This window comes from Variovorax sp. GW821-FHT09B01, from assembly GCF_059418345.1.
Genome location: NZ_JBWKPQ010000026.1, coordinates 39,477 through 64,648, shown reverse-complemented (window position 1 = coordinate 64,648; position 25,172 = coordinate 39,477). Strand labels below are relative to the sequence as shown.

The following is a 25,172-nucleotide window of genomic DNA, read 5'->3' as shown; positions in this document are numbered from 1 at the left end:
TTCAGTGTCCGATGTAGGCCTCGAGCACGCGCGGGTCGGCAGCCACCTCCGCATAGCTTCCCTCTGCCAGCACCTCTCCGCGACATAACACGGTGACGGTATCGGACAGCCGCTCGACCACCTTGAGGTTGTGCTCCACCATCACGATGGTCCGCGCGCCGGCTTGCGCGGCGATGAGGTCAGTGACGCGCGCCACGTCTTCCGTGCCCAGGCCGGCCATCGGTTCGTCCAACAGCGCGAGCTCCGGCTCCAGCGCGAAGGTCGTCGCCAGCTCAAGCGCGCGCTTGCGGCCGTACGGCAGTTCGCCCGCGAGGGTATCGGCCCAATCGCTGAGGCCGAACTGGTGCAGCAGCCCATGGACTTTGTCGTCCAAGGCGCTCAGGCATGAGGTAGAGCGCCAGAACACCTTTTGCAAGCCCGATAGCCGCTGCAGCGGCACGCAGACGTTCTGCGCCACCGTGAGATGCGGAAACACCGCGGAAATCTGGAACGAGCGCACCACGCCGAGGCGCGCCAACATCGCGGGCGGCATTCGCGTGACGTCCGCGCCGCGGTAGACGATGCTGCCCGCATCTGGCTCCAGGAAGCGTGTGAGCAGATTGAACAGCGTACTCTTGCCAGCGCCGTTGGGGCCGATCACGGAATGCACAGTGTTGTGCTTCACGGTAAGGTCCACGTTCTTGACAGCCGTGAAGCCCGAAAAGCTACGCGTGAGGCCGCGCGCAACGAGAACGGTCGATCCACCGATGGCGGACTGCATCACTTCGCCTTGGCGGCCACGACCAGCGGGCAGTCGCTCTGGGCCAGAGGGATGTAGGCCTCGCTCGCAGGAATGACGGCGGAGATCTTGTAGTAGTCCCATGCGGCTTTGGATTCAGTCTTGGACTTCACCGTGACCAGGAGGAAGTCGTGCGCCAATTTGCCATCGTCACGCAATGTGGCGTTTTTCGCGTACATGTCGTTCACCGGCGTCTTGCGCATCTGCGCGGCCACCGCATCGGTCGCATCGGTCTTGATGGCGAGCACGGACTTGAGGTAGTGCGTAGTGGCGGAGTACATGCCAGCTTGCGACTCGGTGGGCATGGCCTTGTGCCGCTCGAAGAATCGGCGCGCGAACGCGCGCGTGTCGTCGTTGCGATCCCAGTACCAAGCGGAGGTGCCGGACAGGCCCTGCATCACATCGATACCGGCCGCGTGAACATCGGTGATCGACAGCAACAGCGAGACGGGGCGCTGCTTGCCGTCCTGCATGCCGAACTCCTTCCATTGCTTCATCGAGTTCACCAACTGCGCGCCGGCATTGGCAAAGGCGACGACCTTCGCACTGGATGCCTGGGCCTGCAGTAGAAAGGAGCTGTAGTCCGAGGTGCCCATGGGATGGAAGACCTCGCCCACGACCTTACCGCCGCTGGCGTTAACGAAATTCTTGGCTTCCTGCACCATGTTCTTGCCGAATGCGAAATCGGCCGCCACGAAGTACCAGCTGTCGTGCCCGGCCTTGGTCAGGGTGCGGGCGGGACCGGAAACCAGCGCGTAGGAGTCGTGCACCCATGAGAAGCCTGTCTTGGCACACTGCTTGCCGGTCAGTTCGGTCGTGCCAACGATGCCGTACAGCGCAATCTTGTTCTTTTCCTTGATGACGGACTGTACGCCCAGCGCCACTGCAGAATTGGCGATGTCGAGCACGGCATCCACCTTGTCCACGTCAAACCAGCGCTTGACGATGGTCAGCCCTACGTCGGGCTTGTTTTGGTGGTCGGCGACCAGCACTTCGACCTTCGTGTCGCCAAGCTGTGCCTTCATGTCCTCCACGGCCATGCGCACCGCAAGCGCGGAACCCGGGCCAGTCAGCGCGGCGTAGGGACCGGACTGGTCGTTGATGACCCCCAAGCGGACGACGCCGTCCGAGATCTGTGCAAAGGATGGCAGCGCTGTGAGCAATGCGGCCGCGAGGGTGCAGGTACGGAGTGTCATGGGGCTTCCTTCGAGATGTGGGTTCGAGATCAGGGAATAGTGGCGAGCCGGCGCGCGGCCTGTGCAATCTGCGGTTCAGCCACGTCCCGCAGCCATGCCGCCGGCACCGCACGCGCCCGTGCGACGCGATCGGCCCCGGCCTTTTCCGGTGAGCCGCTGTCCAGCGGTGGCTGAGGGTCGTACTCGAGGCCCAACTGAATCATTCGCGCTGCTTCTTCCCCGGCCAGTTCGGTGGCCAAGGTAAAAGCGAAATCGATGCCAGAGGTCACCCCGGCGCCTGAAAGGCGGTTACGGTCACGCACCACGCGCGCAGCCACAGGCTCGGCGCCGAACTGCGTCAGGTAATGCCGCCACATCCAGTGGCAGGTTGACCGGTAACCCTGCAGCAGCCCCGCCGCGCCCAGCAGCAGTGAGCCGTTGCAGACAGATGTGACGTAGCGCGCGCTGGCGCCCTGCTGGCGCAGGAAGGCCAGCGTCTCTGCATCATTGATCTGCCCGACAACGCCCATACCACCAGGCACGCACAGCACGTCCAGGGGCGGGCAATCCGCAAAGCTGGTGGTCGGGTTGAGGCTGAAGCCCACGTCTGTCTTCAGGGGTTCGAGCGTCTTCCACGCCAGGTGGACCCGGGCACCCGGCACGCGGCTGAGCACCTGCGCAGGGCCGGTGAGGTCGAGCTGCGTGACATCGGGGAAGACCAGAAATCCAATTTGCAGAGGGTTTGTCATGAATCTGTTGTAGGCGTCGTGTTGATGGCGAATTGTTGGAGCCGTCAGCTTTGGCGTAAATGACAAACGCAGGCTAATATCCGCCAAATGTCTGACCCGCTGAACGTTGCGATCCTGACCTTTCCGGGCTGCCAAGTGCTGGACGTGACGGGTCCGGCGATGGTGTTCGAGGCGGGCAACGACGCGCTGGGCAAGGCCCACTACAAGGTGCACATCCTTTCGGCCGACGGCGGAACCGTGCAGACCAGCAGCGCCGTGGCCATGGTGACCCGGCCGGTCCAGGAGCTGCCCGCCAGTGAGGTCGACACCTTGCTGATCGCCGGCGGCGATGATTCGGGCCTGCAGCAGTTAGTGGCCATCGATGCCGTGCGCAGATGGGCCGTCAAGGCAAGCAGGAGCGCGCGCCGCTACGGTTCCATCTGCACCGGCACTTTCGCGCTGGCACATTTCGGCCTGCTAGAGGGAAAGCGCGTGGCCACCCATTGGTCGGCCTGTGGCAACCTTGCCGAGCGCTGCCCTGGGGTATCCGTTGACACCAACGCGCTGTTCGTCAACGATGGGCGCCTGTGGACCTCCGCTGGCGTTACCACGGGCATCGACATGAGCCTGGAAATGGTGGCCGCAGACCTGGGCAATGCCGTCGCCCACGTGATCGCCAAGCGCTTGGTGCTTTATGCGCGCCGGCCCGGCTACCAATCGCAGTTCAGTCCGGTGCTGACAGCGCAGTCGCATGCCGATGCACCCTTCGCAGCTCTGATCGACTGGATGCGCGAGAACCTCACGCAGCAGCTCGACGTGCCGCGCCTGGCCGAGAGAGTGGCGATGTCCGAGCGGACCTTTTTACGCCGCTTCACCAAAAGTACGGGCGAGACGCCCGCGCATTTCGTCGAGACGCTGCGGCTGGACCAGACACGCAACCTGCTCGCGGCCGGCATGTCACTGAAAGAGATCGCGGCGCGCACAGGCTACCTCACGGGCGCACAGCTGTCCAAAGCCTTCGAGCGGCGCTTCGGCATGACACCGCTGCTGTTCCGCGAACTGCATTGCCGCACGCAAGCGGCGTCGCGGCCGGATGGCAAAAGTACGAACTACGCGCAGGATCCCGCGGCACAAGGAGTGCTGGCAAGCCAGCGTGTTGTTTGAAGGTGTCCACCAGCAGTGCCGTTCTGAGTTGGGTAGGCGGAGGGCCCCTGATGCTTCGTCGAGGGAGGCTGGTGACCAGGAGCTTGCTTAAGAAGGCTGCTCGCTAGCCTGAAAAGCTTGTCCAAAGTCGCAAGATTCGCGGGCTGTTTCAACGAGCATGTGGATGACGGTAGCGTGGCAATCAGCCTTGCGAGCCGCCGCGAACCCTGCATCAGGCACAGGTGGCAAGACCTGCAGACCCTCCAGCATCCGTAGATCGAGCATTGACTGCAGGCAGGCTTGCGGAAGATACGCGACGCCGAGGCCAGAGACCGTACTTCCAACAACGGGTGTCAGGCTGTTGCTCACGATGCGGTTGGTGGAGCTGATGCTTGCATCGCGAAACCACTCTTCGTAGAGCGATCCGGTGGCAGAACGTCCGCCCGGATTAAGGACGCGCTGGACTGAAATGTCATGCACACCCATCAGCGTATCTTCGCTGCGTCAGCGCGATACCCCGATTGAAATCCACCCAAGTTGTCGGGTAGCGTAGGAGGCTTGGGACGACGGACTTGTTGTCGGTAGGAGCGGTTTCTTAAGCGTTTTGCCTCCGGCCTCAAACGCGGCGATTTCGGCGTTCACCTATGCATCCAACAACGCTTTCGGGTGCGAGTTTTGACTGCCCGCTGCCAGCATGGACATTGTGCGCAGCAGGTGGTTGAATGTTTGGGAGCAGTCCTTTGGTCTTCGCCTCCGGCGACCATGATCGTCCCGTCATACAAGTTCGGGAGACACAAGGGGAAGACACGAGAAACAGCAGTGCATCAGGCTAGATCTCCCCCGGCAAGGCCGCAATCTCATTGGCAGGCAACTCGACGTCATGATCAGCGGGCTTTCGCATTGACATCACGCGCTATGTCACTCGCCAGCCTCCTCGTCACACGGTCAACTGACCAAGTACCGCCTTCACCTCCAAAAAGGTCTCTAAGCCGAACACTCCCCATTCACGCCCGTTTCCGGACTGCTTGTATCCGCCGAAGGGCGCCCTGGGGTTCGTCGGCGACCCGTTCAAGAAAATGCGCCCGGCTTTAAGCCGCGTTGCTACCCGCGCGGCAGAGCGTAGATCCGCCGAGAAAACATAGCCCGCCAAACCGTAGGTCGTTCCATTGGCAATGCAGATCGCGTCATCTTCGTCGCGATAGCTCATTATGGAGAGAACCGGTCCGAAAATTTCCTGCTGTGCGATGCGCATGCGAGGCGTGACATCGCTGAAGACAGTAGGCCGCACGAAGTAACCGCGTTCAATACCCTGCGGCCGACCAAGTCCACCGCACACGAGCGTCGCGCCGTCATCGATACCGGCTTGGATCATTGTCTGGACGCGTTCGTACTGAGCTGCGTTCGCTACCGGTCCCAAGCGCGTCTTGGGGTCGAATGGGTCACCCACCGTCACGTTCATGGCCGTTTCACGCGCGATCCCAACCGCGTCGGCCATTCTGCTCTCATGCACGAGCATACGCGTCGGAGCGATACAGCTTTGACCTGAATTGATGAAGGATCGGTGGACGCCATCTGCAACGGCCGCCGCAAGATCCGCATCTGGCAAGATGATGTTGGCCGACTTGCCACCAAGCTCCAGATGCACGGCTTTGACGGTCTCAGCGGCCGCACGCGTAATCGCCACTCCTGCCGGTTTTGAACCCGTGAAAGAGATCAGGTCAATGCGCGGATGCGCGGAAATTGCCGCGCCGACGCCGGGCCCGTCGCCAAGCACCAGATTGAACACGCCCCTCGGCACACCTGCCGCATGCAGAATTTCGGCCAGCAACACGGCTGTGTTCGGAGCGAACTCGCTCGGTTTGAGCACGATGCAGCAGCCAGCGGCAAGGGCTGGCGCGACCTTGGACGTGATGAGCTGGCCAGGCCAGTTCCAGGCCGTGATAAGCCCGCACACGCCGAAGGCTTCGCGACGGATGACGTTACCGTCGAGATGGAACTCAAAGGGGTAGGTCTCAAGCAGTCGACGTGCTTCGATGAAATGGTCCAGCGACATGCTTGTCTGGTAGCCACTGGCAAACCAGGTGGGCGTTCCAAGGTCGCGCGTTACCGCCCGGCCTACATCTTCCTGTCTGGCGCGAAACGCCGTGATGATGCGATCGAACAGGGCCAAGCGCTCTTCGCGCGAAGTGTTCTGAAAGGACTCAAACGCTGCCGTGGCAGCATCGACCGCACGATCCACATCCTGGGCCGACCCGAGAGCTACTCGGCCCTTAAGCTTTTCCGTCGCCGGATCCAAAAGGTCCATCACGCGCGGGACCGCCGGCGCGACCCATTCACCATCAATATAGAACTTGAGGCAGTGTTCCATTGCATTTCTTTCAAACAGGGGATATGTGTTTCTTGGTACGCAGCCGCTCGCGCGGTGCGCTTCAGCCGGACAGGATGTCAGCTGCGGCCTTCTCAGCCATCATGATCACGGGTCCGTTGATAGGCCCACGCGTAATCTCTGGCATGCCCGATGCGTCGATCACGCGCAGTCCGTCGATGCCGCGCACGCGCATTCGTGCGTCCAGCACTGCGCCTTCATCGCCCTCGCTTCCCATGCGACAGGTGCCCACGGGGTGGTGCAAAGTCGAGACGGTCGATCGGAGATAGGCCTCCATTGAGTCGGCTGAGATCACGCTCGGACCTGGTGCGAGTTCTCTCGCGATGTGACGCTGCAGTGCAGGTTGCGATCCCAGTGCGCGAATCATTTCGAGCAAAACCCGGGAGCTCCGCAGATCCGGCGCGGCGCTGAGCAGACGCTGCTCGATCATGGGCGCCTGCGTTGGATCGGCGCTGCGCAGCCGTACGCGGCCGCGGCTTTCGGGCTTCACGAGCATGCCTTTCACAGTGAAGGCATTTACGTAAGGTCGCACGAACGGGTTTAGGTAGGGCTTCGCAGTCAACGGTGCCGTCCCCAGTAGCAGTTGTGCATCGGGGTGCTCCAGTTCGGGGCGGCTGCGCACCAGCCCGATCGCCCCAAGAGGCATGGTGCTTGCGATGCCGTTGCCAAAGAAGTAGGCCTGCAACACGGCGCGGGCGGCGCGGTCGATACGCAGCGCGCGCCGCAACGGGCTCTCATCGCGTCGCTCCCATCGCACCTCGAGCGCCAGATGATCGTGAAGGTTCTGGCCCACACCCGAGAGAGCGGCGTGGACGGGGATGCTATGCCGTGCCAACTCGTCGGCCGGGCCGACGCCGGACAGCATGAGCAGTTGAGGCGAATTGAAAACACCCGCACTGAGGATCACTTCCTTGCGCGCCCGCAGCAATTGACGCTTTCCCCGAACAATGCACTCGACGCCCACCGCACGTCCTCTTTCGATGACGACTCGCATCGCAAGCGCGCGGGTCCTCAGACGCAAATTGGGTCGGCAAAGCGCCGGTCTCAAATAGGCCGCTGCAGTGCTCCAGCGCCGCCCTTGATAGATGGTGGCTTGGATGGCCCCAAATCCCACGGCGTCGCTGCCGTTGTAGTCATCCGTACGACCGAACCCGGCTTCACGCACGGCCTCGAGGAAGGATGGAACGAGCGGATCGGTAGGCTGTAGCTCCGTAAGGTGCAAGGGACCGTGGTTGCCCCGCCCGCCATGTCCGGCCTTCGGCCAGCTTTCGGATTTCTGGAAGTACGGCAGCACGCCATTGAAGTCCCAGCCTTCCAGCCCCCATCGCTCCCGCCACCCGTCGTAGTCCTGCGCGATGCCACGCGCATAGACCATGCCGTTGACCGATGAGCTGCCGCCGATCACTCGGCCTCGCGCACACTCGATGCGTCGTCCGTTCAAAGCCTGTTCGGGCTCGGTCCAGTAGTCCCAATCGAATAGACGGTGTCGAAACACCAGGCCCCATGCGAGCGGGATGGAAATCAGTGGGTTTCTGTCCGATCCTCCGGCTTCGACGACCAGCACCGACGCGTGCCCATCTTCGGCCAGGCGGGCAGCCACCGTGCAGCCGGCCGAGCCGGAGCCGACGACAATGTAGTCGTACTCTTCGAGTTTCATGGGCAGGTGTGCTCGCGCTCGGTCAGGCTGCCGAAGGGGGGTCGGGGCGATGCTTGCACATCACGGCCAACAGCAAAGTCGGCCTTTTCGATGAACCGGAGCAATGCATCGTTGAACAATGCAGGGGTCTCCAGCGGCGGGAAGTGACCCGCGCCTGGGATCACGGTCAGGGCCGAGCCTGAAATGCGCGACGAGATCAGCTGGCCCGCTGCCAGCGGTGCATTCGCGTCTTCGGCCCCCACGATGACGTGGGTCGGCCGGTCGATGACAGTGATCGCGTTCTCCAAATCCAGACCAGCGATGATTTCCCAGATGGAGGCGTAGAACTCAGGGTCCTGCCGCTGCAAGGTCTGGGTTGTGCGGTCCATCACGTCGGGTCGTGCCTGGCGAAAAGCCGTTGGAAACCATCGTTCGTTCGAAAGACGCGCGATGGTGCTCATGCCGTCCTCGCGTGCGACGCGTGCCCGCTCCAGCAGCAATTGGCGAACCGGGCCCGCGAAGGTACACAGGGTCGCGACGAGGGTCAGCCAGCGCAGGAGGTCGGGACGTCGCACCGCGAAGGTCTGGGCGATCATGCCCCCCGAACGAAATCCCGACCAGATGGACCGGACCGACGCCGAGATGGACAACCAGACGCTCGACCACATCGGCGAGGACCTCAAACGACAACGGACGGTCGAGATTGGCGGACAGACCATGACCAGGCAGGTCCATGGCGATAAGGTCGTAGTCGGCACCAAGGGCGGCGAATTGATCACTCCACCACGTCAGATCCAGGGACACGCCGTGGAGCAGCAAAACCGGGGAGCCGCCACCGCCGATGCGTACGTAATTGATGTCGCAGAGATCGTTCTTCAGCAAGGGCATTCAGGGCTTTCGGGTCTTGGCTGCCAACGTTGGTTCTGGCGTGCGGCGGCGCGTATCGGACCACCGCGAAGGATCGACGTCTCTAACGTCGACGTGCCAGCGTCAATCGAGCGAGATGTCGAGTTCCTTGACCAGCGAAGACCAAAGCGCAGTCTCCTTTTCGATGGTCTTGAGCATCGGGGCCGGCCCTGTGTTGACTGGCTCTATGCTGAGGCTGCGAAACCTGTCCTTGACTTCGGGCATTGCCATGACCTTGCCGAGCGCTTCCAGGTATCTTTGCCGGATCGCTGTCGGTGTCTTGGCGGGAAGCCAGATCCCTAAGGCGCCGAGCACGTCGTAGCCAGGCGCCACCTCGGACATCGAAGGTACGTTCGGCCATTCGGGGGAGCGTTGCCGGGGGGTGACGCCCAGCGCCTTGAGCTTGCCAGCCTTGACGACCTCTAGCGCCTGCCCTCCGTACGGCTCGAGCATCAGTTGGACCTGTGCGGACATCACATCTGTCGTGGGCGTGGACTTGTAGGGGATGTGCTCCATCTGCAAGCCTGCCTGTTTGGCGAACAGCTCCATCGAAAGATGCGTGCCGGATCCGATCCCATAGGATGCGTAGCGCACACCCTTGGGATGGGCACGCACGTAGTCGACGAACTCCTTGAGGTTGGCGGCCGGAAAATCGTTGTTCACCACGAGCAAGTAGCCCAGGTAGCCGATGAATGAGACCGGCTGCAGATCAGCATTGCTGTACGGCAGCTTCTTGTACATGAGCGGCGTCATCGTCAACAACGCACTGGGCGCATAGAGCATCGTGTAGCCATCCGCCGGGGCCTTCGCCACGACGGCCGCGCCGATCGTTCCGCCAGCGCCCAGGCGGTTGTCAACGATCACTGCCTGACCCAGCACGTCGCCCAGCTTTGCCGCAAGCACACGAGCAGTGATGTCCGGAGTGACGCCCGGCGGATACGGAACCACCAGCTTGATGGTCTGGGTAGGGAACGTCTGCGCGCTGGCGCTGGCGAGCTGCACGCTGCCCAACAGCGTGCATATCAATGCTCTAAGGATTGGCCGTTTCATGAATGTCTCCATTGATTTATTAGACTTGACCGATCGGCTCACCGTCGCGAGTCTTCGTGGACCCGTCCAATGCACGCAGTCCCTTGGCCCGGTGCCTTCGGACCCATTCCGCCACCATGCCTTTGCTCCTTGCGTCGTCGATGAACCCGGAAAGGAACGCGACCGACTCGAGGCTGGCGGCCGTGCATGCGACGGCTTGCTGTACCGTCATGAACGGGCCATCCAGCACATGGCACCCGGGCCAGGCCAGGAGATCTTCCTGCAGCTTCGGCACCAGACTGGCAAGCACATCAACCTCCGCAGATCTCAACCGCATGAAGGCTTCATCGAAGCTCGCGCAGCCGATAAAGTCGGCGTGAAGCAGGTTGCGCTCCAGCCAGATGCCATAGGCGCTGCCCTGAAAGGCCGCGACGCGATGCCCCGGTTGGTCGACATCCTCCATTCGCTGTATGGGCGAGCCGGGTGCGACCATGTACGCCGCCTCGATCTGTGCATAAGGCGGGCTGAACGCGATGCGGCCGCTGCGTGCCGGGTCTGACGCGATCAAGGCAATAGTCCATTCACCTCGCCCGAATGCGTCCACCACCATTGAAGGCGTTGGGTAGGGAGCGAAGTTCACGCGAACGCCCAACGCATTGGCGATCGCACGTGCGAGATCAGGCGCCACTCCTTGCCACTCCCCCGCGTTGTCCTGGCCTCTATTCAAGAGGCTGTTGCTGAGATTCAGCGCCGCAGTGATCGCTCCGCCAGGAGCCAGCGTCGCCGTGACTGCATCGAGTTCTTGCGTCATGCGTGCGTACCGCTCACATGTGCACGAGCGAAGCCCGCGACCAATTCGACATAGCGCTCTGGCTGGTCCGATTCGACGTGATGCGCTGCATCGTCGACCGTCTCAAGCCGCGCTGATTGCACCGAGCCTTCAATCCACTCCATGCCGGAACGTCGGACCAAACCATCATTGCCGCCATACACCACGAGAACCGGCAACTCGACCGCAGTCATTCTTTGCATCAGTTCCGCATCCTCGGTGACAGCACGCCCAACGCGCGCGGCCAGCGCGCGGTTGCGCGACAACAGCGCTTCCGATTTCGTTTCCTTCACGCATTTCTCCGGATGGGTGTACGTGCGGGCCAGAAGCTCGGCGGGCGTAGCGTTCGGCGCGGGCGCGAGCAGCGGCCCGAAGCCCAGGGGACATTGGAGGACAAGGTGCCGCACCAACTCCGGGTGTTCCACCGCCAGCCAACAAGCCACCCATCCTCCGAAAGAGTGGCCAGCCACCATCGCTGGTGCGCCCACCACCGTATCGATGAACTCCGCCATCCACCGCGCAAGATCCACGACGCCAATCTCGTTCGGTGGAAGTGGGGTGTCATCGAAGCCGGGAAACGTTGGCTGGAACACTTCGAAGCTCGCCTCGAGTGCCCTCACGGCGCGGGTCACCCGCACACCGCTCGACGGGTGAAGAAGGACTAACGGCTCGCCATGCCCCGCCTGGCGGTAGCGCACCGTGGTGTCACTCAACTGCGCAGATTGGAAGTCAACGCCGGTCATGGCAGTACAGCGTCGAACACGCGCTGCAGGTTGCCGCCAAGCAGCTTCGCCGTTGCGACTTCGTCAAAGCGCGCGCGCAAAGCGACGTCGAGGTTGCCGGGAGCTAGCACCTTGGGACCCAGCTGGTCCTCCATGCGATAGATCCGGTAATCGTTGCCCAGCTCGCGCTTGTTCTTTCCGGCGACCGAATCGTAGCCCGGCAGGTAAGGTTGGATGCGGTGCACATCTTTGCTGGAACGGTGCCAGTCGTCCTGTGCACAGACCGCCACGTGATCGATGCCAACGAGTTCCACCATGTACTCGATATGCGCGAGCAGGTTCTCGACGCTGCCGGCGATACGTGCATCGGGGCAAATCACGCCGCCCTTTCTGGCCGCCGCCTCAATCAGTTCGTTCGGCGCTGCGCGCAGCACGGCATTGTTCTTGATGCCCGCCCATTCGACTTTGGGTCCGCGCTTCATGAGCTCCCGCGACATGGAGTGCGAAAAGATGACCGGGTGATCCGACGCCGCAATGGCGTCCGCCGCCGTCCGGTCGCCGGCGTGGGAGAGGTCGATCACCACGCCGCGACGATCGAGGGTCCGCACCGCCAATGCGCCAATTGCACTCAATCCTGAATCGTTCGGCGATGAGAAGCCGCATCCGTAATAGCTGTTGTCGCGGAACGCGAGCGAACAGCAGCGCAGCCCCATGTCGATGAATGCTTCCAGGAAGTTCAGGCTGTCGCTCAAGGGCTTGGGGTTTTGTAAGCCTAGGAACACGCCAACCTCGCCGTTCCCACAGCGCTGTAAGTCCCCGCGGCACGTGACGATGAAAGCCTTGCCGTGCGACTCGACCACCCGCTTCACCGTCTGCAAGTGCTCCATCGACTCGAGCGTGTCGTCCCAAGTGTCGTTGCTGGTGCAACCCACTAGGCCCGCGCCCATGGCAACGGCTTCATCGAGGAAATCGGCAGAAAGGTCCTCGAACCAGGAGGCACCGACCGGATTGACGATCGTCGGCCTTGATTGCTCACGTACAGCTTGCATGTTGTTTCCGTGTCTCTGTCTTAAATGGCAGTGAAGCGTACGGCTAGCCCTAGTTTTCTGGTAGACAATACTTTTCTTGATCGATTAGTTTTTCCTTTCACTCACCTGCCGCTTAAGAATGAAACTGCAGCAGCTTTCTGCTCTCATTGCGCTCGTCGACGCGGGCAGCCTTCGCGGCGCAGCGCGGGAGCTGGGCGTCACTCAACCAGCACTCGGCGCTCGCATCGCCGAACTCGAGCGGGTGGTCGGTGCTTCGCTTGTGCAACGCAACGCGCGCGGCACCACATTGACGAACGTCGGGCACGCCTTGCTGGGTCATGCACGAATCATCTTCAATCAGATGGACAAGGCGCAGGCCGATATCGCTCAAATCACGAACAGTGGCGCACCGACGGTTGCATTGGGTGCCTCTCCCGTGGCCGCACGAGAGCTGATCGCCCCGCTATTCCACGCATTTCAATCGAAGGCCGCCGGTGCCCTTTTGAGGATCAAGGAAGGACAGTTCCACGATCTGGCCACCGAGCTGCGTGAAGGTGGCCTGGAAATGATCCTGGCGCCGATCCCTCCGGGCGCGAAGGACTCCAAGGCGTTCCGTTTCGAGCAGCTTGTGACCTATCCCATGCATGTAGTTGCGCGTGCTGGTCACCCGTTGGCGGATTGCCGCCGGCTGGCCGATCTCTTTGATGCCGCGTGGGTGGTTGGCGCCGCGACGAGCGCGCGCCGCTCCACGATCGAAGAGGTGTACGCGTCGCATGGATTGCCGCGTCCGACGATCGAGCTGCACAGCGACGCGATAACGGTGGTCCAAGCTTGCTTGCTCCAGACCGACCTTCTGGGCTTGCTACCTGCCCCGCTGTTTGCACCCTTGGGCGACGGCGTGGTCGCTCTGCCGATTGAGGACCCTATACGACCTCTTCAGTTCGGCGTGATCACACTGGCTGGCGTCCCGCTTTCACCAGCAGCGAAGCTTTTCACCGGTCTCGTTCGTCAGCGATCGGAGGAAATTGCTGCGAGATTGGCAAAAAAGAGACGCACGGCGACCGTCAGCTCGAACATCTAGTCTGAAGTGACGTACCAATGAGCGGGAGGCGTCGAAAGCTTTCATTTCGACAGCTAGTCATATCCCGGGAATGCACGCCCATGCTCGCCAGAGGTGCGTTGCCTGAAATCAACGTGCCCAGGCTCGCCGCGCGCGGCAGCTTAGAGGCTCATACGTAACAAGAAACAAACACCGGCTTGAAGACCTGTTGCGTAGCAGAAAAGGTCGATTTCGACACTAAGCGTCCGGTACTGGGACCTCTATCTACACACCCCGCTTGCCAGCCACCAGACGCATTCCGGGCATGAGCTCCGCCGCCAGTTCGGGTCTAGCCAGGGCGTAGTCCAGGTTCATTCGCGCGATTTCCACGTGTTCCTCTCCCAAGGCCTGCGCTCGAGAACCCTGTCCTCGCTCGATGGCTTGCACCATCGCATGGTGCGACAGATGGGCGATCCTCATCCATTGATGGCCCTCCTCCATCGAAGATTGCATGGGGAGCATCGCACTAGGAGATGCAAAGGGTTGACGGTCCAGCATCTCCATCACGCGCTGCAACGCGATGTTCGAGCAGCCTCGCATGATGACGGAGTGGAAGCGGTCGTTCATCTGCACGTAGGCGGCGTAGTGATCGAGCTCCATCACTGGCTTGTTGACGGCACGATCTCCTTCTTCGAGACACTCGTGGAGCTCGCGCAGAAGCTGCCGAGGCGCCCCGTCCTCCGCCTCGACAACCACGATGCCGTGGACCTCACGATCGCCATGGGCCTGTTGCCTGAGTACCTGCACCTGCTGACGCCTTCGGAGCCGGACACGGCCGCGTCTGAGGTGCAGCGAGAGCACACCGTGCACCCAGTGGGCCGACTCCACTTCTGCGAGAACGGCGATGCGATCGTCCTGAAGCGGGTGCACACAAACGCAGAATCATGAACAATCGGCGGAGTGGAAGACAAACAACATCCGCCAAGAATGACATCAAGTACTACTCGACGATTCTTCACTCGATTTGCCCTTCTAGCCTCAGTATTGCTTCTAGCTGGTTGCGCAACTTCGCACTCAGACTTGGTGGCTAAGGATGGCCCGCTGGTAAATGAGAGCACCGGCCTAGTAATTGCCTCTTTTGGTTCCGACTCTTCGGTACAAGGGGTGCCGGCCATGGACTTTGAAGCATTGCCAATCAATGGCGGGACACGACAGCAACGCCGATTCACAACCCTTGCCCATATGCAGGACTTCGGCGCTTGGCAGGTCGAAAAGGCAGTAAGGTCCTCCGAAACCGGCCAGCGGGTGCTGGTGGGCTATGCATTAAAGCCAGGCACCTACGAGGTGTCGCAGATCGGCGTTCTGTTTCGGGGAAAGTTTGGTATCTATCACGGTGGTGTGCGTTTGCCTTTCGTCTATCGCTTCGACGTGGTGGCCGGCGAGGTCCTCTACCTCGGAACATTTGAGGCGAGCGTGACCACTCGGCCAAATGCTGCATCAGCTCTAGGGATCGCGGCGCTGAGTGATTCAGTGCCTGTTGCAGCGCGCGTTCGCATCCTCAACGAGATTGAACAGGACAGAAAGATCTTGGTGCGGCTACGCCCCGAACTCGCTTCCACTACAGTGAATGCCGCTTCCCCGCTTAGATGAGCCGGGGGCGAAATTCGTTCTCTGAGGTCGTACTCGGGCTGTATCGCATCGGGACAAGTCAAAAGCAAGTCGCCCCGAAGGCCCCACAGGACGCGTCGAAGCTCGACTCCTGAGCGACTGCTTTCGAGTTTCGCATACGACGGCTTTGGGCCCGTATGCGACACTCGAGCCACCGATCGTAATGCCCGAAGCCGGACACTCGTGACAGTCAGCTGCTGCCGACTGAGGATACCGCTCAAGAACTCCGCAGTGTTGCGTTTGGAATTGGCGCGTGCATCAATCTGGCCCGGGCAGGCCCGAGATGGCGGCCGGGCCGCGCTGCACGATAGGCGTGTTCTCGCGATGCGCCAGCACCCAGCGGGCGATCTCGTCCTTGCGCGCGAACCACACGTCCGGCTTGGAACGCGCGTAGGTGAAGAACCGATCCAGCACTCGGATGCGGTTGGCGTGTCCGTTAATGCGGTCGTGGAATCCCACAAGCATCATGCGCCGCCCATTCGCGCCTTCTTCGTAGAGCTGGTCGAATTCGTCCTTTAACGCCTGCTCGTAAGCGATCGGGTTGTAGCCCTCGAACGGGTAGGCCGAGATGTCGTTCAGGTGGAACGTATACGGCACCGTCACGAAGTCCTTGCCGTTGACCGGAATGATGAACGGCTCATCACGGCTCGGCTCGTCGATGTGATACACGAAGCCGAGTTCCTGCAGCGTCTCGAGGATGTGCACCGAGTTGCGCAAGAAGAACGCGTTCCAGCCTACCGGCTGCTGGCCCGTGACCTTGTGGATGATCTCGGCCGATTCCGCGATGAAGCGCCTCTCGTCGCTGCGCGAAAGGTTGTACGAATTGCTCCAGGTGGGCCCGTGAGCGGCCGCCTCGTGGCCGCGGCGCACGATCTCCTGGGCCAAGTCGGGGGCGTTCTTTATGGCCTCGCCGATCATGAACGACGACACCTTGATGCGGTGCTTGTCGAACAGGTCCAGCGCGCGCGGGATGCCTTCATAGCGGCCATAGGCGAAGAAGGCGTTGGTCGGCAGGTCGGGCACGCCTTTGTCGATCGGAATCGGGATCGGCCCCGCGGCACCCGAGATGGGCTGGCCGCCGCCCTCGAACATCATCGAGACGCTCACCGCCAGGCGAGCACCGTTCGGCCAGAGGCCCTTACCGCCGCGGGAGGCGGCCGGTGTCGCGCCGTCGGGCGCGCGGCCCGTGGGCGTGCCGGCGGACTGCGCGTGCGCATCGCCCAACAGCGCGCCCGTGGCGTATGCGTCCGGCCAAGTCATCTTGAACTGAAGAGAAACGGCGGCAACGATCGCGTCCACGTAACTTAGGTGGACGCGATGACAAGCGAGAAGACACAGTCCCGGCGACACTACAGCGCTGCGGCAAAGGCCCAGGTGGTAGCCGAATGCAATGAACCCGGCGCGTCGGTGGCCAAGGTAGCGATGGCGCACGGCATCAACGCCAACGTCGTGCACCGCTGGCGGCAATTGGCCCGCGAAGGCCAAGTGAGACCCGTCAAGGCTGGCGAGTTCATCGCACTGCCGCTGATGGCGTCACCCGAGGCTGCTGCCTCGTCGGCAGACATCCGCGTCGAACTGCGCCGCGGCCCGATCACGATGATCATCACATGGCCGGCCAGTGCCGCAACGAACTTCGCGATCTGGACACGCGAGTTGCTGCGGTGATCCGTGTGGAGGCGGTGTGGCTGGCCTGCGAGCCGCTGGATATGCGCTCTGGCACCGAGTCGGCGTTGGCCCGCGTGGTCAAGGTCTTCGGCGAGGCCAGGCCCCACCACGCCTACCTGTTTGCCAACCGACGGGCCAACCGCATGAAGCTGCTGGTACACGACGGCATCGGTGTGTGGCTGGCAGCGCGGCGGCTGAACAGCGGCCGCTTTGTCTGGCCCAGGGATGGCAGCACGCTGTCGCTGACCCACTCGCAGCTGAACGCCTTGGTGCTCGGACTGCCCTGGCAGCGTGTTGGCGAGGCCGGCGTGATCAAGGTGGTGTGAGCCCGTCCATTGCGGAATGTGCCGATGGCGGCCGGCTAAGCCTGCTGGCACCATCACCGCCCTGATGGACAGCAGCAGCGCCAACGCCCTTGATGCAATCCCTGATCCGGCGTTCTCGGGCATGAGCTTCGCACAGGTGTGCGCCTTGGCCAGCCGGCTGCAGAGCGAGGTACGGCACGCTCAGGCGCTGAACGCCAAGATGGCCCATGAGATGGCCGTGCTCAAGCGGCTGAAGTTCGCCGCCAGCGCCGAACGCTTCAGTCCCGAGCAGAGGAGCCTGCTGCAAGAGGTCATCGACGAGGACCTGCAAGCCCTGGAACGCGAGGTAGGGAAGCTGCAGTCGCCAGCCAAGGCCGCAGGGGAGAAGCAGACCCCGAAGCGCCAGGCGCTGCCGGCCCACCTGCCGCGCCACGACATCCACCACGAACCCGACGACACCATCTGCACCACACCGGGCTGCGGCTGCCAGATGAAGCGCATCGGCCAGGACGTGGCCGAGAAGCTCGACTATGAGCCTGGACGCTTCAGCGTGCAGCGCCATGTGCGTGGCAAGTGGGCCTGCACCCAATGCCAGACGCTGATCCAGGCACCGGTGCCTGCCTGCGTGATCGACAAGGGCATCGCCACCGCCGGCCTGATGGCGCATGTGGCGGTGGCCAAGTACATCGACCACCAACCGCTGTACCGCCAGGAGGCTAGCCTGGGCCGCGCAGGCTTCGCAGTGCCGCGCTCCACCCAGGCCGAATGGATCGGCGCCATCGGCGTGGAACTGGCGCCGTTGGTGCAGGCCATGCGCGAGGACCTGCTTGGGCGCCACGTGCTGCACGCCGACGAGACCCCGGTGGCGATGCTCAAGCCAGGTCATGGCAAGACGCACAGAGCCTACTTGTGGAGCTACTGCACCACGGTCTGGGACGAGGTCAACGCCGTGGTCTTCGACTTCGCCGAAAGCCGTGCCGGGCACAACGCACGGCGCTTCCTGGGCATCGCCGAAGACGGCAGCGGCGGCTGGCGAGGTACGCTGATCTGCGACGACTACGCGGGCTACAAGCAGGTGATGAGCGCCGGCGTGACCGAGGCCGGCTGCCTGGCGCACGCACGGCGCAAGTTCCATGAGCTGTGGGCCAACCACAGCAGCATGCTTGCCGAGGGCGCGCTCAAGCTGTTCGCCAACCTCTACGACATCGAACGCGAGGCCAAGGACCTCGGGCCGAGCGAGCGATTGCACTTGCGGCAAGCCAAGTCCAGGCCGGCGGCCGACTTGCTGCACGCCTGGTTGATGGCCAACCGTCAGAAAGTGCCAGACGGCAGTGCGACGGCCAAGGCCATCGACTACAGCCTCAAGCGCTGGGCTGCGCTGACGCGCTTCATCGACGACGCCGACCTTACCGCGGACAACAACCGCATCGAGAACCTGATCCGTCCCATCGCGTTGGGCAGGAAGAACTGGCTGTTCGCCGGTAGCCTGCGCGCGGGCCAGCGCGCCGCCGCCATCATGAGCCTGCTGCACACCGCCAGGCTCAATGGCCATGAGCCCTACGCTTACCTCAAGGACGTACTGCAGCGGCTGCCGACCCAGCCAGCATCTGCACTGCGCGATCTCCTGCCGTACCGCTGGACGCCGCTGACCTGAGCTGCGGCATCTCCGGCGTCAAGATGACTTCGCCTGGCGCATACGTCGCAGTAGCCGGCCAGCAAGATCGGGAAGTTGATGCCGCACTACTGAATTGAACCCACGAGCTCAGCCAATAGAGCGGCGCGCCGCAGCCGTTAAGCTTTCGCCCGCGGCTTCATGCGGAAGCTGATGCCCATGCGGTTAATGGCGTTCATCGCGGCGATGGTGAGGGTCAGGTTGACCAAGTCCTTCTCGCCGAACACTGCCAACGCCGCCTCGTAGGCTTCATCGGAAGCGTGTGTTTCGCTGACGCGGGTGACTTCCTCGGACCAGGCGAGGGCCGCACGCTCTTGCTCCGAGAACAGGTACTCCGCTTCGTGCCACACCGGCACGAGGACTACTTTCTCAACCGACATTCCGCCAGTCATCAGGTCACGGGTATGGATGTCGATGCAGTGGGCACAGCCATTGATCTGCGAGACTCGCAGGAACACCAGATGGATAAGCTGGCTGGGCAAGGACGTGCCAGAGGTGACGAAGTGATGCAGGCCACCGATGGCCTTGGCGCCCTCCGGGGATACTTGGAACCAAACTGCGCGGGTCATGAAACGCTTTCTTCAAGTTGAGACTGGATGCGGCTGCAGGAGCAACCTGGTCTCAAGACGTTTGACGTGATCGCGTTGTGACAGTCGCAGGGGAAAGAAATGTCGCCCCAGGCCTCAGGTTCCTGGTGGCAGCGGGTTTGGCCGGGAGCTCAGGAGACGAGTGGCTTATCCTTCAACGTTGCCAACTTCACCGGATTCCGCTGGATGCGAACCCGAGAGACCTGGACATTGGTGAACTCAAATGTCTGTACGGAGTCAAGCGCACCATCGATGTAGCGCAGGAGGGACCATTCGCCATTCAGTATGGCCAGCTCAAGTCGCATAGCGTCACCGTGGCGAAGGTGCATCGCGTAGTAAAGCTGAGCGATGCGTTGAGCGCCAAACAAAGGCCTCGCCAAGCTTGGCCTGACGTCGCCAAAGTCGCCCAGCATCTCCGCTTCCTCTGCGAGCAGCCTCTTAATGCCCTCAAGGTGACCGCTCGAAATTGCTTGAACGAGTCGTCGCAACAGTTCCAGCTGAGCCACTGCTGGCATTGGCGGCGCCTTCATGCCCGCTGATTCGCGTGCGTTCTCCAGCCTTCGCTTGGCTCTATGGACAATCTGCCGGGCGGAGGCTTTGCTTCGGCCAATGGCCTCGGCTACTTGCTCGTACTCAGCGTCAAACACCTCACGCAGCAAAAACGCGGCCCGCGCTTCCGGCGACAGGCAGTCCAGAAGTAGCAAGAAGGCGATGGACACATTGTCGGCGGTCTCACACGCTTGCTCAGGCGTGGTCGGCGCCTGTTCCAGTAGCGGCTCGGGGAACCACGCGCCCGCGTACGTCGCTCTCCGCAGTTTGGCCGCCCGAAGACGGTCAATCGCCATCCGCGTGGTCACGGTCACGAGCCAAGCTTCAGCATTCAAGACTTGGGCCTGGGACGACTTCGTCTCCTCATGCCAGCGCAACCATGCGTCCTGCACCAAGTCCTCCGCCTCCTGTACGGAGGAAAGCATGCGATAGCCAATAGCCATCAACCTGGGACGCACGTTCGAGAACAGTTCGGTAGACGCGGACGACATGGCGAGCAAGTCTAGTACGAAGGTCAAGCTCCTTGGTGGGCGTGGCCATCTCTTCGGCGCGGGCTAGTTTCGGCCATCGGTCTACGACGTAGGGGGTGATGCCATACTTCATCGCTACCCTGCTCCTGTAATCAAGTCCACCTAAGTTGGGTGGACGCGATCCTTTCTGCCGTCAGCCCCGATTTCAAGATGACTTGGCCGGACGGATACCCCGTGGCGATCGCGCCGGCCACGGCGCCGCCGGCCTGGGCCAGGAAGGAGCGGCGGCCCGTTCGCCACCCGTCGGCGCCGCGTAAGGAAAGATCGAATTCAGTCATGTCGTGCCTCTCGTCGGTGAGATTCAGGAAACGCTGGCGACCAAGTTCTCCCCGCCGGCCACCTCGAGCACGGTGCCGGTCACATACGGATTGGTCATGAGGAAGACTGCGGCATGGCCCACGTCCTCAGGCTTTCCCGCGCGCCGCGCGGGGAAGGTCTCTTCCACCTTCTTGCGCAGGCCGTCGCGATGTTCGGCCGGCAGGAAGGCCCACATGTCGGTGTCGATGAAGCCGGGGCGAATCGTGTTCACGCGGGTGGGTGCGAGCTCGATCGCGAGCGAGCCCGACAGCGCCTCCACCGCGGCGAACGCCGATGTGACGGCGGTGAAGCCGACCTTCGGCCGCACGGCCATGCCGCCGGTCAGGAATGTGATCGTGCCGCCGGCATTCAGGTGCGGCGAGCCATGGCGGGCGCAGGCCCAGCTGCCCAGGTACTTGCCCTCCATGTAGCTGCGCGCGCCGCTCATTTCCGCGTCCATGAACGCGCCCCAGGTGCCGAGATCGGGCGCGGCGGTGACGACCAGGTGGTCGAACACGCCGATGGCGTCGAACGCCGCTCGCACGCTCGACTCGTCGCGGATATCCAGGCTCACCTGCTGGAAGCCGGCGAGATCCGGACGCTCCTGCGGCGACGAGAGGCGGCGGCTGGCGACGACTGCCGTCGCGCCCGCTGCCCGCGCGGCCTGCGCCACGCCGAAGCCGATGCCGGACTTGCCGCCGACGACGACGACCGTCTTACCTGCCAGGGAGGTGGATGCGGCGGGTGCCGCGGCTTGCGGGTGGGTTGTTGAAGTCATGTTGGATTCCTTGGTTCGCTGATCACGGGGTAAGCCGGCGCTGCGGCGTCGGCCTTTACGGTTGCAATGCCATCCAGAGGCATTGCAGTCATGCTAATTAGCTTCCAAGTCGGTGATAATCTGGCTCGTCGTGATTACACTTAGTCCGGTTCGGAATAAATCCGTCGCGCAGCGTCGGTCACGGCTGCCACCTCCCGGCCGCACGCAACAGAGCACACCCCATGGATCGATTCCAGGAGCTGACCGCCTTCGCGGCGGTTGTCGAGGCCGGCGGTTTCTCGGCCGCCGCCCGCCGCATCGGCGAATCCCAGTCGGCGGTCAGCAAGTCCGTCGGCGCGCTGGAGCGGCGGCTGGGCGCGCAGCTGCTCAACCGCACCACGCGCAGCGTGACCCCGACGGAGGCCGGGAGGCGGTACCACGAGCGCATCAAGCCGCTGCTGGACGAGATGTCGCAGGTGGACGGCGAGCTCATGAGCAGCATGGGGGAGCTTTCGGGACTGGTGCGGATCGCGGCGTCGACCACCTTCGGCCGCCTCCACGTGCTGCCCATCGTGCCGCGACTGCTGGCGCTGCATCCGAAGCTCCGCTTGGAGCTCAAGCTCACGGATGGCGTGCAGGACCTGCTGACCGAGGGCATCGACCTAGCCATCCGCATCAGCCCGCTGCGCAGCCCTGACGCCGTGGTCAAGCGCGTGGCCACCACGTCGCTGGTCTGTGTGGGGTCGCGCCACTACTTCGAGCGGCACGGGGTGCCGAGGACGCCCGAGGACCTCGTGCACCACAACTGCATCGTCTATAACGGCATCGACCAGTGGACGTTCAGCCGGCCCGAGGGGCCGTTCAGCGTGCGCGTAGGCGGAAACCTCGCCTCCAACACCGTCGACACGATCCTGTCGGCGGTGCAGGCCGGCGTGGGCATCGGGATGTTCTACCGGGCTTCGTTGACCGACGAGCTGCGCGCGGCGGGCGTCGTGACAGTGCTAGATCAGTTCATCGGCGAAACCCGAGATGTCAGCCTCATCTGGCCCAACCGAAAGTTCATTCCGGCACGCGTGCGCCAGGTGACCGACTACTTCGCGGCCGGCCTAGCGGAACGCGTCTGAAAAGCGCTCGACAGTCGACTTCCGGTCGTAAGCGCTACAGCCCAATGACTGGGTCAACCCACGGCGCGGCCGGAAGCTTGGCGACTCGATCGCTGTTCGACGTCAGTCACGCAGCGCGCGCGGGGTGGCCTCTAACGCGTCGAGCGCGATCGCCCGGCTCACCGCGTCCGTATGCCCGGGGGCCAGAGGATGTTCAACGTGGCCGGTGGCCGACAGCGGCGCAATCGATTGTCTCGAACGTCACGCCGTGGCTGGCCGGCGCCGCTTGGAACGCGTGCCACCGCACGGCGTCCCGTAGGCGCAGCACGAGATGGACGGCGCCGTCGCCGCCCTGCAAGATCAGGGCATCTTGGAAGTGCGCCAGACGCCGGCGGATCTCGGACGCTAGCGCCCGGCCGTGGTCGCGTGCGCGGCGATCAAGCACTCACACATGTGGCCTCCGAGCTCTAGAACCATTGATTTTGGATCGAGGCGCCAAATTTCACTGCCCTGAAGCGGCCGTTGCCGGGAGTCTGCTCCTGGCCGAATGCCGTCAACGTATCTGAGGCTCCATCGGTACAAAGCCGAAGTTCAATACCCCGCAAAGTCGTCGTCGGTCAGATGATCCGAGAGGCGTTCATAAGCTACCCCATAGATACAGCGACTTCTGTTCAGCAATCGCCTGTTTAGCGAGTCTTTGAAGATCCAGCACCACAGGTCGCAGTTCCGCCACATCCACTTGAAGCTCCTCGGTGTCGGCCCATCGGGGGAGTGCAGCATCAAGCGCCGAGTGTTCGACGTGAGCAAGAAGTTGGACTAGCCGATCTGGGAACCGGAAGAGCCAGGAGTCCCCTTCATCGCCGCCCTCGTCACTTTCCAACGCGTGCAGGTCAGCATCCCATTCCTTCCCTTCTAGGATTGCCCACAAAGTGCCTACTTCAAGGTCGGTGAAGCCTTTGTACTCAGCCGGGCGCAATTGCAATGCAATGGCCTTGCCCTGGTCATCTTCGCTCATCCGGTCCGCGTAGCGCGCGGCTTCTCCTTCATTCGCGACGAAGAAGTCGGAAAGTAATCCCATTGCATTCCTCCTATGTTTCTATGCTGCCACTGAGCTGCGTAACGCGGATTTAGATGACTAGACCGCTTCCGAGGGTGTCTGGCTCCGACGCCAAGTGACCGGTCCTGGCCGTATGCCGCCTCGTTCAGCGAATTTCGATGCGGCCATCTGCACAACGTACTACCTCAGCACGCCATTCGGGCTTGTCTATTCCATCGTTGCTCTGGATACCAAAGGTCTCGACTTCGCCAGTTTCCGAAAGTGGGTCGCAGGTCCACCAAGCCGACTCATAGGGCGTGTCGCCACGTTCGTGCTCGTATTCGATCGCGACCGGTTCGGAAACTGCGACGGCAATTTGTCGAAGCCATGTAAGGAAATCCAGATTCCACTTTCCGAGGTAGCCCTCCTTTTCGTCATCGCGGAGGTCGGCTTCGTGCAATACAGGACGAGCGTTCTCCGTACGCCAAAGTAGTTCATCAGAATCCGGTGGTTTATGTGTATGCCCGTAGACGTCTTCGAGCAACAAGGCGGACTTCGCGTCGATGAGCAGAAGTTGCTCACTCACCTTCGCAACGCTCAAGGCGTCGCGAAGCGATGCGCAAAGCAAGAGATACTGCGCGGTCTTTCCGCCGGCGGGAACCGAGAGCAGAACGTCAATTGGCATGAAGTAGATGCATGGGAGGAACGACCGCCTTGGAGCAAATTTGAGGGCCCGAATGACTGGTCTTGGCCGACTGTAGCCGGTCGCGCGGCCGCCGCAGTGGGGCCCGAAGCGGCGATTGGGCCGAGACCTGTCAGGCTGTCGCATCACGCCAGAGCAGTTGAAGATCTTCAGGCATACCTGAATACGGCGTTGTCATATCCAGATCGTTAAGAGCCGACGGCGGCTCGCCAGCCACGATGCTGCTATGCATTCGCAACAAATGCAGGAGGTTTTCCGCCGCCCACGCGTTATTCGGCATCGCGTCGCCACCGTATTTCGCTCGGATGATCACGCCAGCACGAGCGGCGGCAGTCCAAAACGTCTGTCGATGTTCGTCCGACAGCCCGCGTATGTCGAACTCACAGAAGGGTGCAGTTCGGTCGGAGAGGTCCTCCAACCATGTGCGTAGCCTCTTGTGCTGTTCGGGAATTTCGCGAGCGATTAGGACCAGCATGCCGCAGTAGCCTAGATTGGAACGGTTCAGTGCCCGCCCATCTTCGAGATACATCAAGGATGACAAATTGCCCCTCCAAACTTCTGCTCTTGGCCGATTCAAGACTTGAAGATCATCGCTTCAAAGTCGTGAAGTCTTTGGGCCGCCCGAACTATCTCTCCGTTTCGATACAGGCCGAGCGCCTCGTCGAGCACGCTCTCCAAATCGTTGATGCGCGGCAAGTCGGGAGCGTCAGCCATGACCAACTTGACTCCGTGGCGCAGTTCAGCAAACGCCCGATCCAGCGTCATTTGCTGATCGGCCGTAAGGTAGTCCCTGACCGGAAAATTGTCCGGTGCGCAAAGCACGACATAGCCGATGAAGTTGTAGAGACCGTTGATGTCTCGAATCCAAGCCATCGATTTCCTTCAAGCCGTGAGTGTGAAT

Annotated in this window: 28 protein-coding genes and 1 pseudogene; 8 read left to right on the top strand and 21 right to left on the bottom strand. The window is 62.3% G+C overall.

Translation table 11 applies throughout. From position 1 onward, the window contains the following. Position 1 precedes the first annotated feature (1 nt). Genes AC07RV_RS39085 through AC07RV_RS39075 form a run of 3 tightly spaced genes read right to left on the bottom strand, consistent with a single transcriptional unit; the run spans position 2 to position 2,702 of the window. Complete coding sequence (locus tag AC07RV_RS39085) at positions 2–760, bottom strand: ABC transporter ATP-binding protein (protein WP_209547520.1); 759 nt, start codon at positions 758–760, stop codon at positions 2–4. Further along, a complete protein-coding gene (locus AC07RV_RS39080; protein WP_431513452.1) occupies positions 760–1,974 on the bottom strand; it encodes an ABC transporter substrate-binding protein in 1,215 nt (404 codons plus the stop codon). The genes AC07RV_RS39085 and AC07RV_RS39080 overlap by 1 nt, the downstream gene beginning before the upstream one ends. Before the next feature lie 29 nt (positions 1,975–2,003). Further along, positions 2,004–2,702, bottom strand: a complete 699-nt coding sequence (locus tag AC07RV_RS39075) for a DJ-1/PfpI family protein (RefSeq protein WP_203208066.1) — start codon at positions 2,700–2,702, stop codon at positions 2,004–2,006. An 87-nt stretch (positions 2,703–2,789) separates the two neighbouring features. Between AC07RV_RS39075 and AC07RV_RS39070 the strand changes: the two genes are divergently transcribed. Next, positions 2,790–3,845 (top strand): GlxA family transcriptional regulator, encoded by a 1,056-nt coding sequence (locus tag AC07RV_RS39070; RefSeq protein ID WP_203208067.1) that lies wholly within the window; start codon positions 2,790–2,792, stop codon positions 3,843–3,845. Between the two features lie 87 nt (positions 3,846–3,932). Here AC07RV_RS39070 and AC07RV_RS39065 read toward each other — a convergent pair whose 3' ends face one another. The 8 genes and pseudogenes from AC07RV_RS39065 to AC07RV_RS39030 all read right to left on the bottom strand — a co-directional run bounded on the left by AC07RV_RS39065 (position 3,933) and on the right by AC07RV_RS39030 (position 12,381). Beyond that, positions 3,933–4,310 (bottom strand): type 2 periplasmic-binding domain-containing protein, encoded by a 378-nt coding sequence (locus AC07RV_RS39065; protein ID WP_431513451.1) that lies wholly within the window; start codon positions 4,308–4,310, stop codon positions 3,933–3,935. A 451-nt stretch (positions 4,311–4,761) separates the two neighbouring features. Continuing rightward, positions 4,762–6,192: an aldehyde dehydrogenase family protein gene (locus AC07RV_RS39060; RefSeq protein ID WP_431513450.1), complete on the bottom strand. Its 1,431-nt coding sequence runs from the start codon at positions 6,190–6,192 to the stop codon at positions 4,762–4,764. Between the two features lie 61 nt (positions 6,193–6,253). Then, complete coding sequence (locus tag AC07RV_RS39055; RefSeq protein ID WP_444689908.1) at positions 6,254–7,867, bottom strand: GMC family oxidoreductase N-terminal domain-containing protein; 1,614 nt, start codon at positions 7,865–7,867, stop codon at positions 6,254–6,256. Further along, positions 7,864–8,734, bottom strand: a pseudogene (locus AC07RV_RS39050) (alpha/beta fold hydrolase). The gene AC07RV_RS39055 and the pseudogene AC07RV_RS39050 overlap by 4 nt, the downstream one beginning before the upstream one ends. A gap of 102 nt (positions 8,735–8,836) precedes the next feature. Next, complete coding sequence (locus tag AC07RV_RS39045; protein WP_444689909.1) at positions 8,837–9,802, bottom strand: tripartite tricarboxylate transporter substrate-binding protein; 966 nt, start codon at positions 9,800–9,802, stop codon at positions 8,837–8,839. A 19-nt stretch (positions 9,803–9,821) separates the two neighbouring features. Next, positions 9,822–10,592 (bottom strand): transporter substrate-binding domain-containing protein, encoded by a 771-nt coding sequence (locus tag AC07RV_RS39040; RefSeq protein WP_431513447.1) that lies wholly within the window; start codon positions 10,590–10,592, stop codon positions 9,822–9,824. Next, positions 10,589–11,353, bottom strand: coding sequence for an alpha/beta fold hydrolase (locus AC07RV_RS39035; RefSeq protein WP_431513446.1), 765 nt, complete (start codon positions 11,351–11,353; stop codon positions 10,589–10,591). The genes AC07RV_RS39040 and AC07RV_RS39035 overlap by 4 nt, the downstream gene beginning before the upstream one ends. Further along, positions 11,350–12,381, bottom strand: coding sequence for a dipeptidase (locus AC07RV_RS39030; RefSeq protein ID WP_431513445.1), 1,032 nt, complete (start codon positions 12,379–12,381; stop codon positions 11,350–11,352). The genes AC07RV_RS39035 and AC07RV_RS39030 overlap by 4 nt, the downstream gene beginning before the upstream one ends. 118 nt (positions 12,382–12,499) lie before the next feature. Here AC07RV_RS39030 and AC07RV_RS39025 point away from each other — a divergent pair, with 118 nt between their 5' ends. Continuing rightward, positions 12,500–13,441: a LysR family transcriptional regulator gene (locus AC07RV_RS39025; RefSeq protein ID WP_431513444.1), complete on the top strand. Its 942-nt coding sequence runs from the start codon at positions 12,500–12,502 to the stop codon at positions 13,439–13,441. Positions 13,442–13,684: 243 nt separating this feature from the next. Here AC07RV_RS39025 and AC07RV_RS39020 read toward each other — a convergent pair whose 3' ends face one another. Beyond that, positions 13,685–14,155, bottom strand: coding sequence for an FCD domain-containing protein (locus AC07RV_RS39020; protein ID WP_431514665.1), 471 nt, complete (start codon positions 14,153–14,155; stop codon positions 13,685–13,687). Here AC07RV_RS39020 and AC07RV_RS39015 point away from each other — a divergent pair. Continuing rightward, entirely contained in the window at positions 14,045–14,347 is a 303-nt protein-coding gene (locus AC07RV_RS39015; RefSeq protein ID WP_431514678.1) for a hypothetical protein, read from the top strand. The genes AC07RV_RS39020 and AC07RV_RS39015 overlap by 111 nt on opposite strands. A 225-nt stretch (positions 14,348–14,572) precedes the next feature. After that, positions 14,573–15,049: a hypothetical protein gene (locus AC07RV_RS39010; RefSeq protein WP_431513443.1), complete on the top strand. Its 477-nt coding sequence runs from the start codon at positions 14,573–14,575 to the stop codon at positions 15,047–15,049. A 276-nt stretch (positions 15,050–15,325) separates the two neighbouring features. On the opposite strand, the gene AC07RV_RS39005 is transcribed toward AC07RV_RS39010, so the two are convergent. Next, a complete protein-coding gene (locus tag AC07RV_RS39005; protein WP_444689910.1) occupies positions 15,326–16,366 on the bottom strand; it encodes a polysaccharide deacetylase family protein in 1,041 nt (346 codons plus the stop codon). 18 nt (positions 16,367–16,384) lie between these two features. On the opposite strand from AC07RV_RS39005, the gene tnpA reads away from it, so the two are divergent. The 3 genes from tnpA to tnpC all read left to right on the top strand — a co-directional run bounded on the left by tnpA (position 16,385) and on the right by tnpC (position 18,691). Then, entirely contained in the window at positions 16,385–16,732 is a 348-nt protein-coding gene (gene tnpA, locus AC07RV_RS39000; RefSeq protein ID WP_125966278.1) for an IS66-like element accessory protein TnpA, read from the top strand. Beyond that, positions 16,675–17,058 carry an IS66 family insertion sequence element accessory protein TnpB gene (tnpB, locus tag AC07RV_RS38995; RefSeq protein ID WP_132756102.1) on the top strand — a complete coding sequence of 128 codons (384 nt, stop codon included), beginning with the start codon at positions 16,675–16,677 and terminating at the stop codon, positions 17,056–17,058. Before tnpA ends, tnpB begins: the two co-directional genes overlap by 58 nt. 64 nt (positions 17,059–17,122) lie before the next feature. Continuing rightward, positions 17,123–18,691: an IS66 family transposase gene (tnpC, locus tag AC07RV_RS38990; protein WP_373423985.1), complete on the top strand. Its 1,569-nt coding sequence runs from the start codon at positions 17,123–17,125 to the stop codon at positions 18,689–18,691. A gap of 137 nt (positions 18,692–18,828) precedes the next feature. Here tnpC and AC07RV_RS38985 read toward each other — a convergent pair whose 3' ends face one another. The 4 genes from AC07RV_RS38985 to AC07RV_RS38970 all read right to left on the bottom strand — a co-directional run bounded on the left by AC07RV_RS38985 (position 18,829) and on the right by AC07RV_RS38970 (position 21,450). Further along, positions 18,829–19,278, bottom strand: a complete 450-nt coding sequence (locus tag AC07RV_RS38985) for a carboxymuconolactone decarboxylase family protein (protein ID WP_125966279.1) — start codon at positions 19,276–19,278, stop codon at positions 18,829–18,831. 149 nt (positions 19,279–19,427) lie between these two features. Then, the gene (locus tag AC07RV_RS38980; protein ID WP_307651175.1) at positions 19,428–20,363 is read right to left on the bottom strand and encodes a sigma-70 family RNA polymerase sigma factor; all 936 of its coding nucleotides are present in this window, start codon (positions 20,361–20,363) and stop codon (positions 19,428–19,430) included. Between the two features lie 104 nt (positions 20,364–20,467). Beyond that, positions 20,468–20,653 (bottom strand): hypothetical protein, encoded by a 186-nt coding sequence (locus AC07RV_RS38975; RefSeq protein ID WP_444689911.1) that lies wholly within the window; start codon positions 20,651–20,653, stop codon positions 20,468–20,470. Positions 20,654–20,676: 23 nt separating this feature from the next. Beyond that, on the bottom strand, positions 20,677–21,450 hold the full coding sequence (locus AC07RV_RS38970) for an SDR family oxidoreductase (protein WP_444689912.1): 774 nt from the start codon (positions 21,448–21,450) through the stop codon (positions 20,677–20,679). A gap of 221 nt (positions 21,451–21,671) precedes the next feature. Here AC07RV_RS38970 and AC07RV_RS38965 point away from each other — a divergent pair, with 221 nt between their 5' ends. After that, on the top strand, positions 21,672–22,553 hold the full coding sequence (locus AC07RV_RS38965; protein ID WP_431513440.1) for a LysR family transcriptional regulator: 882 nt from the start codon (positions 21,672–21,674) through the stop codon (positions 22,551–22,553). Positions 22,554–23,169: 616 nt separating this feature from the next. On the opposite strand, the gene AC07RV_RS38960 is transcribed toward AC07RV_RS38965, so the two are convergent. The 4 genes from AC07RV_RS38960 to AC07RV_RS38945 all read right to left on the bottom strand — a co-directional run bounded on the left by AC07RV_RS38960 (position 23,170) and on the right by AC07RV_RS38945 (position 25,144). Then, a complete protein-coding gene (locus AC07RV_RS38960) occupies positions 23,170–23,610 on the bottom strand; it encodes a hypothetical protein (protein WP_431513439.1) in 441 nt (146 codons plus the stop codon). A 124-nt stretch (positions 23,611–23,734) separates the two neighbouring features. Beyond that, a complete protein-coding gene (locus AC07RV_RS38955; protein WP_431513438.1) occupies positions 23,735–24,253 on the bottom strand; it encodes a hypothetical protein in 519 nt (172 codons plus the stop codon). Between the two features lie 130 nt (positions 24,254–24,383). Beyond that, a complete protein-coding gene (locus AC07RV_RS38950; RefSeq protein ID WP_444689913.1) occupies positions 24,384–24,800 on the bottom strand; it encodes a hypothetical protein in 417 nt (138 codons plus the stop codon). A 44-nt stretch (positions 24,801–24,844) separates the two neighbouring features. Continuing rightward, complete coding sequence (locus tag AC07RV_RS38945; protein ID WP_431513436.1) at positions 24,845–25,144, bottom strand: hypothetical protein; 300 nt, start codon at positions 25,142–25,144, stop codon at positions 24,845–24,847. Positions 25,145–25,172: the final 28 nt, after the last annotated feature.

Excerpts from the sequence above, each read along its gene's own strand:
- AC07RV_RS39085 (WP_209547520.1), bottom strand. The coding sequence starts at position 760 with ATGCAGTCCGCCATCGGTGGATCGACCGTTCTCGTTGCGCGCGGCCTC.
- AC07RV_RS39080 (WP_431513452.1), bottom strand. The coding sequence starts at position 1,974 with ATGACACTCCGTACCTGCACCCTCGCGGCCGCATTGCTCACAGCGCTG.
- AC07RV_RS39075 (WP_203208066.1), bottom strand. The coding sequence starts at position 2,702 with ATGACAAACCCTCTGCAAATTGGATTTCTGGTCTTCCCCGATGTCACG.
- AC07RV_RS39070 (WP_203208067.1), top strand. The coding sequence starts at position 2,790 with ATGTCTGACCCGCTGAACGTTGCGATCCTGACCTTTCCGGGCTGCCAA.
- AC07RV_RS39065 (WP_431513451.1), bottom strand. The coding sequence starts at position 4,310 with ATGGGTGTGCATGACATTTCAGTCCAGCGCGTCCTTAATCCGGGCGGA.
- AC07RV_RS39060 (WP_431513450.1), bottom strand. The coding sequence starts at position 6,192 with ATGGAACACTGCCTCAAGTTCTATATTGATGGTGAATGGGTCGCGCCG.
- AC07RV_RS39055 (WP_444689908.1), bottom strand. The coding sequence starts at position 7,867 with ATGAAACTCGAAGAGTACGACTACATTGTCGTCGGCTCCGGCTCGGCC.
- AC07RV_RS39045 (WP_444689909.1), bottom strand. The coding sequence starts at position 9,802 with ATGAAACGGCCAATCCTTAGAGCATTGATATGCACGCTGTTGGGCAGC.
- AC07RV_RS39040 (WP_431513447.1), bottom strand. The coding sequence starts at position 10,592 with ATGACGCAAGAACTCGATGCAGTCACGGCGACGCTGGCTCCTGGCGGA.
- AC07RV_RS39035 (WP_431513446.1), bottom strand. The coding sequence starts at position 11,353 with ATGACCGGCGTTGACTTCCAATCTGCGCAGTTGAGTGACACCACGGTG.
- AC07RV_RS39030 (WP_431513445.1), bottom strand. The coding sequence starts at position 12,381 with ATGCAAGCTGTACGTGAGCAATCAAGGCCGACGATCGTCAATCCGGTC.
- AC07RV_RS39025 (WP_431513444.1), top strand. The coding sequence starts at position 12,500 with ATGAAACTGCAGCAGCTTTCTGCTCTCATTGCGCTCGTCGACGCGGGC.
- AC07RV_RS39010 (WP_431513443.1), top strand. The coding sequence starts at position 14,573 with ATGGACTTTGAAGCATTGCCAATCAATGGCGGGACACGACAGCAACGC.
- tnpA (WP_125966278.1), top strand. The coding sequence starts at position 16,385 with ATGACAAGCGAGAAGACACAGTCCCGGCGACACTACAGCGCTGCGGCA.
- tnpB (WP_132756102.1), top strand. The coding sequence starts at position 16,675 with ATGGCCGGCCAGTGCCGCAACGAACTTCGCGATCTGGACACGCGAGTT.
- tnpC (WP_373423985.1), top strand. The coding sequence starts at position 17,123 with ATGGACAGCAGCAGCGCCAACGCCCTTGATGCAATCCCTGATCCGGCG.
- AC07RV_RS38985 (WP_125966279.1), bottom strand. The coding sequence starts at position 19,278 with ATGACCCGCGCAGTTTGGTTCCAAGTATCCCCGGAGGGCGCCAAGGCC.
- AC07RV_RS38975 (WP_444689911.1), bottom strand. The coding sequence starts at position 20,653 with ATGACTGAATTCGATCTTTCCTTACGCGGCGCCGACGGGTGGCGAACG.
- AC07RV_RS38970 (WP_444689912.1), bottom strand. The coding sequence starts at position 21,450 with ATGACTTCAACAACCCACCCGCAAGCCGCGGCACCCGCCGCATCCACC.
- AC07RV_RS38965 (WP_431513440.1), top strand. The coding sequence starts at position 21,672 with ATGGATCGATTCCAGGAGCTGACCGCCTTCGCGGCGGTTGTCGAGGCC.
- AC07RV_RS38960 (WP_431513439.1), bottom strand. The coding sequence starts at position 23,610 with ATGGGATTACTTTCCGACTTCTTCGTCGCGAATGAAGGAGAAGCCGCG.
- AC07RV_RS38955 (WP_431513438.1), bottom strand. The coding sequence starts at position 24,253 with ATGCCAATTGACGTTCTGCTCTCGGTTCCCGCCGGCGGAAAGACCGCG.
- AC07RV_RS38950 (WP_444689913.1), bottom strand. The coding sequence starts at position 24,800 with ATGTATCTCGAAGATGGGCGGGCACTGAACCGTTCCAATCTAGGCTAC.
- AC07RV_RS38945 (WP_431513436.1), bottom strand. The coding sequence starts at position 25,144 with ATGGCTTGGATTCGAGACATCAACGGTCTCTACAACTTCATCGGCTAT.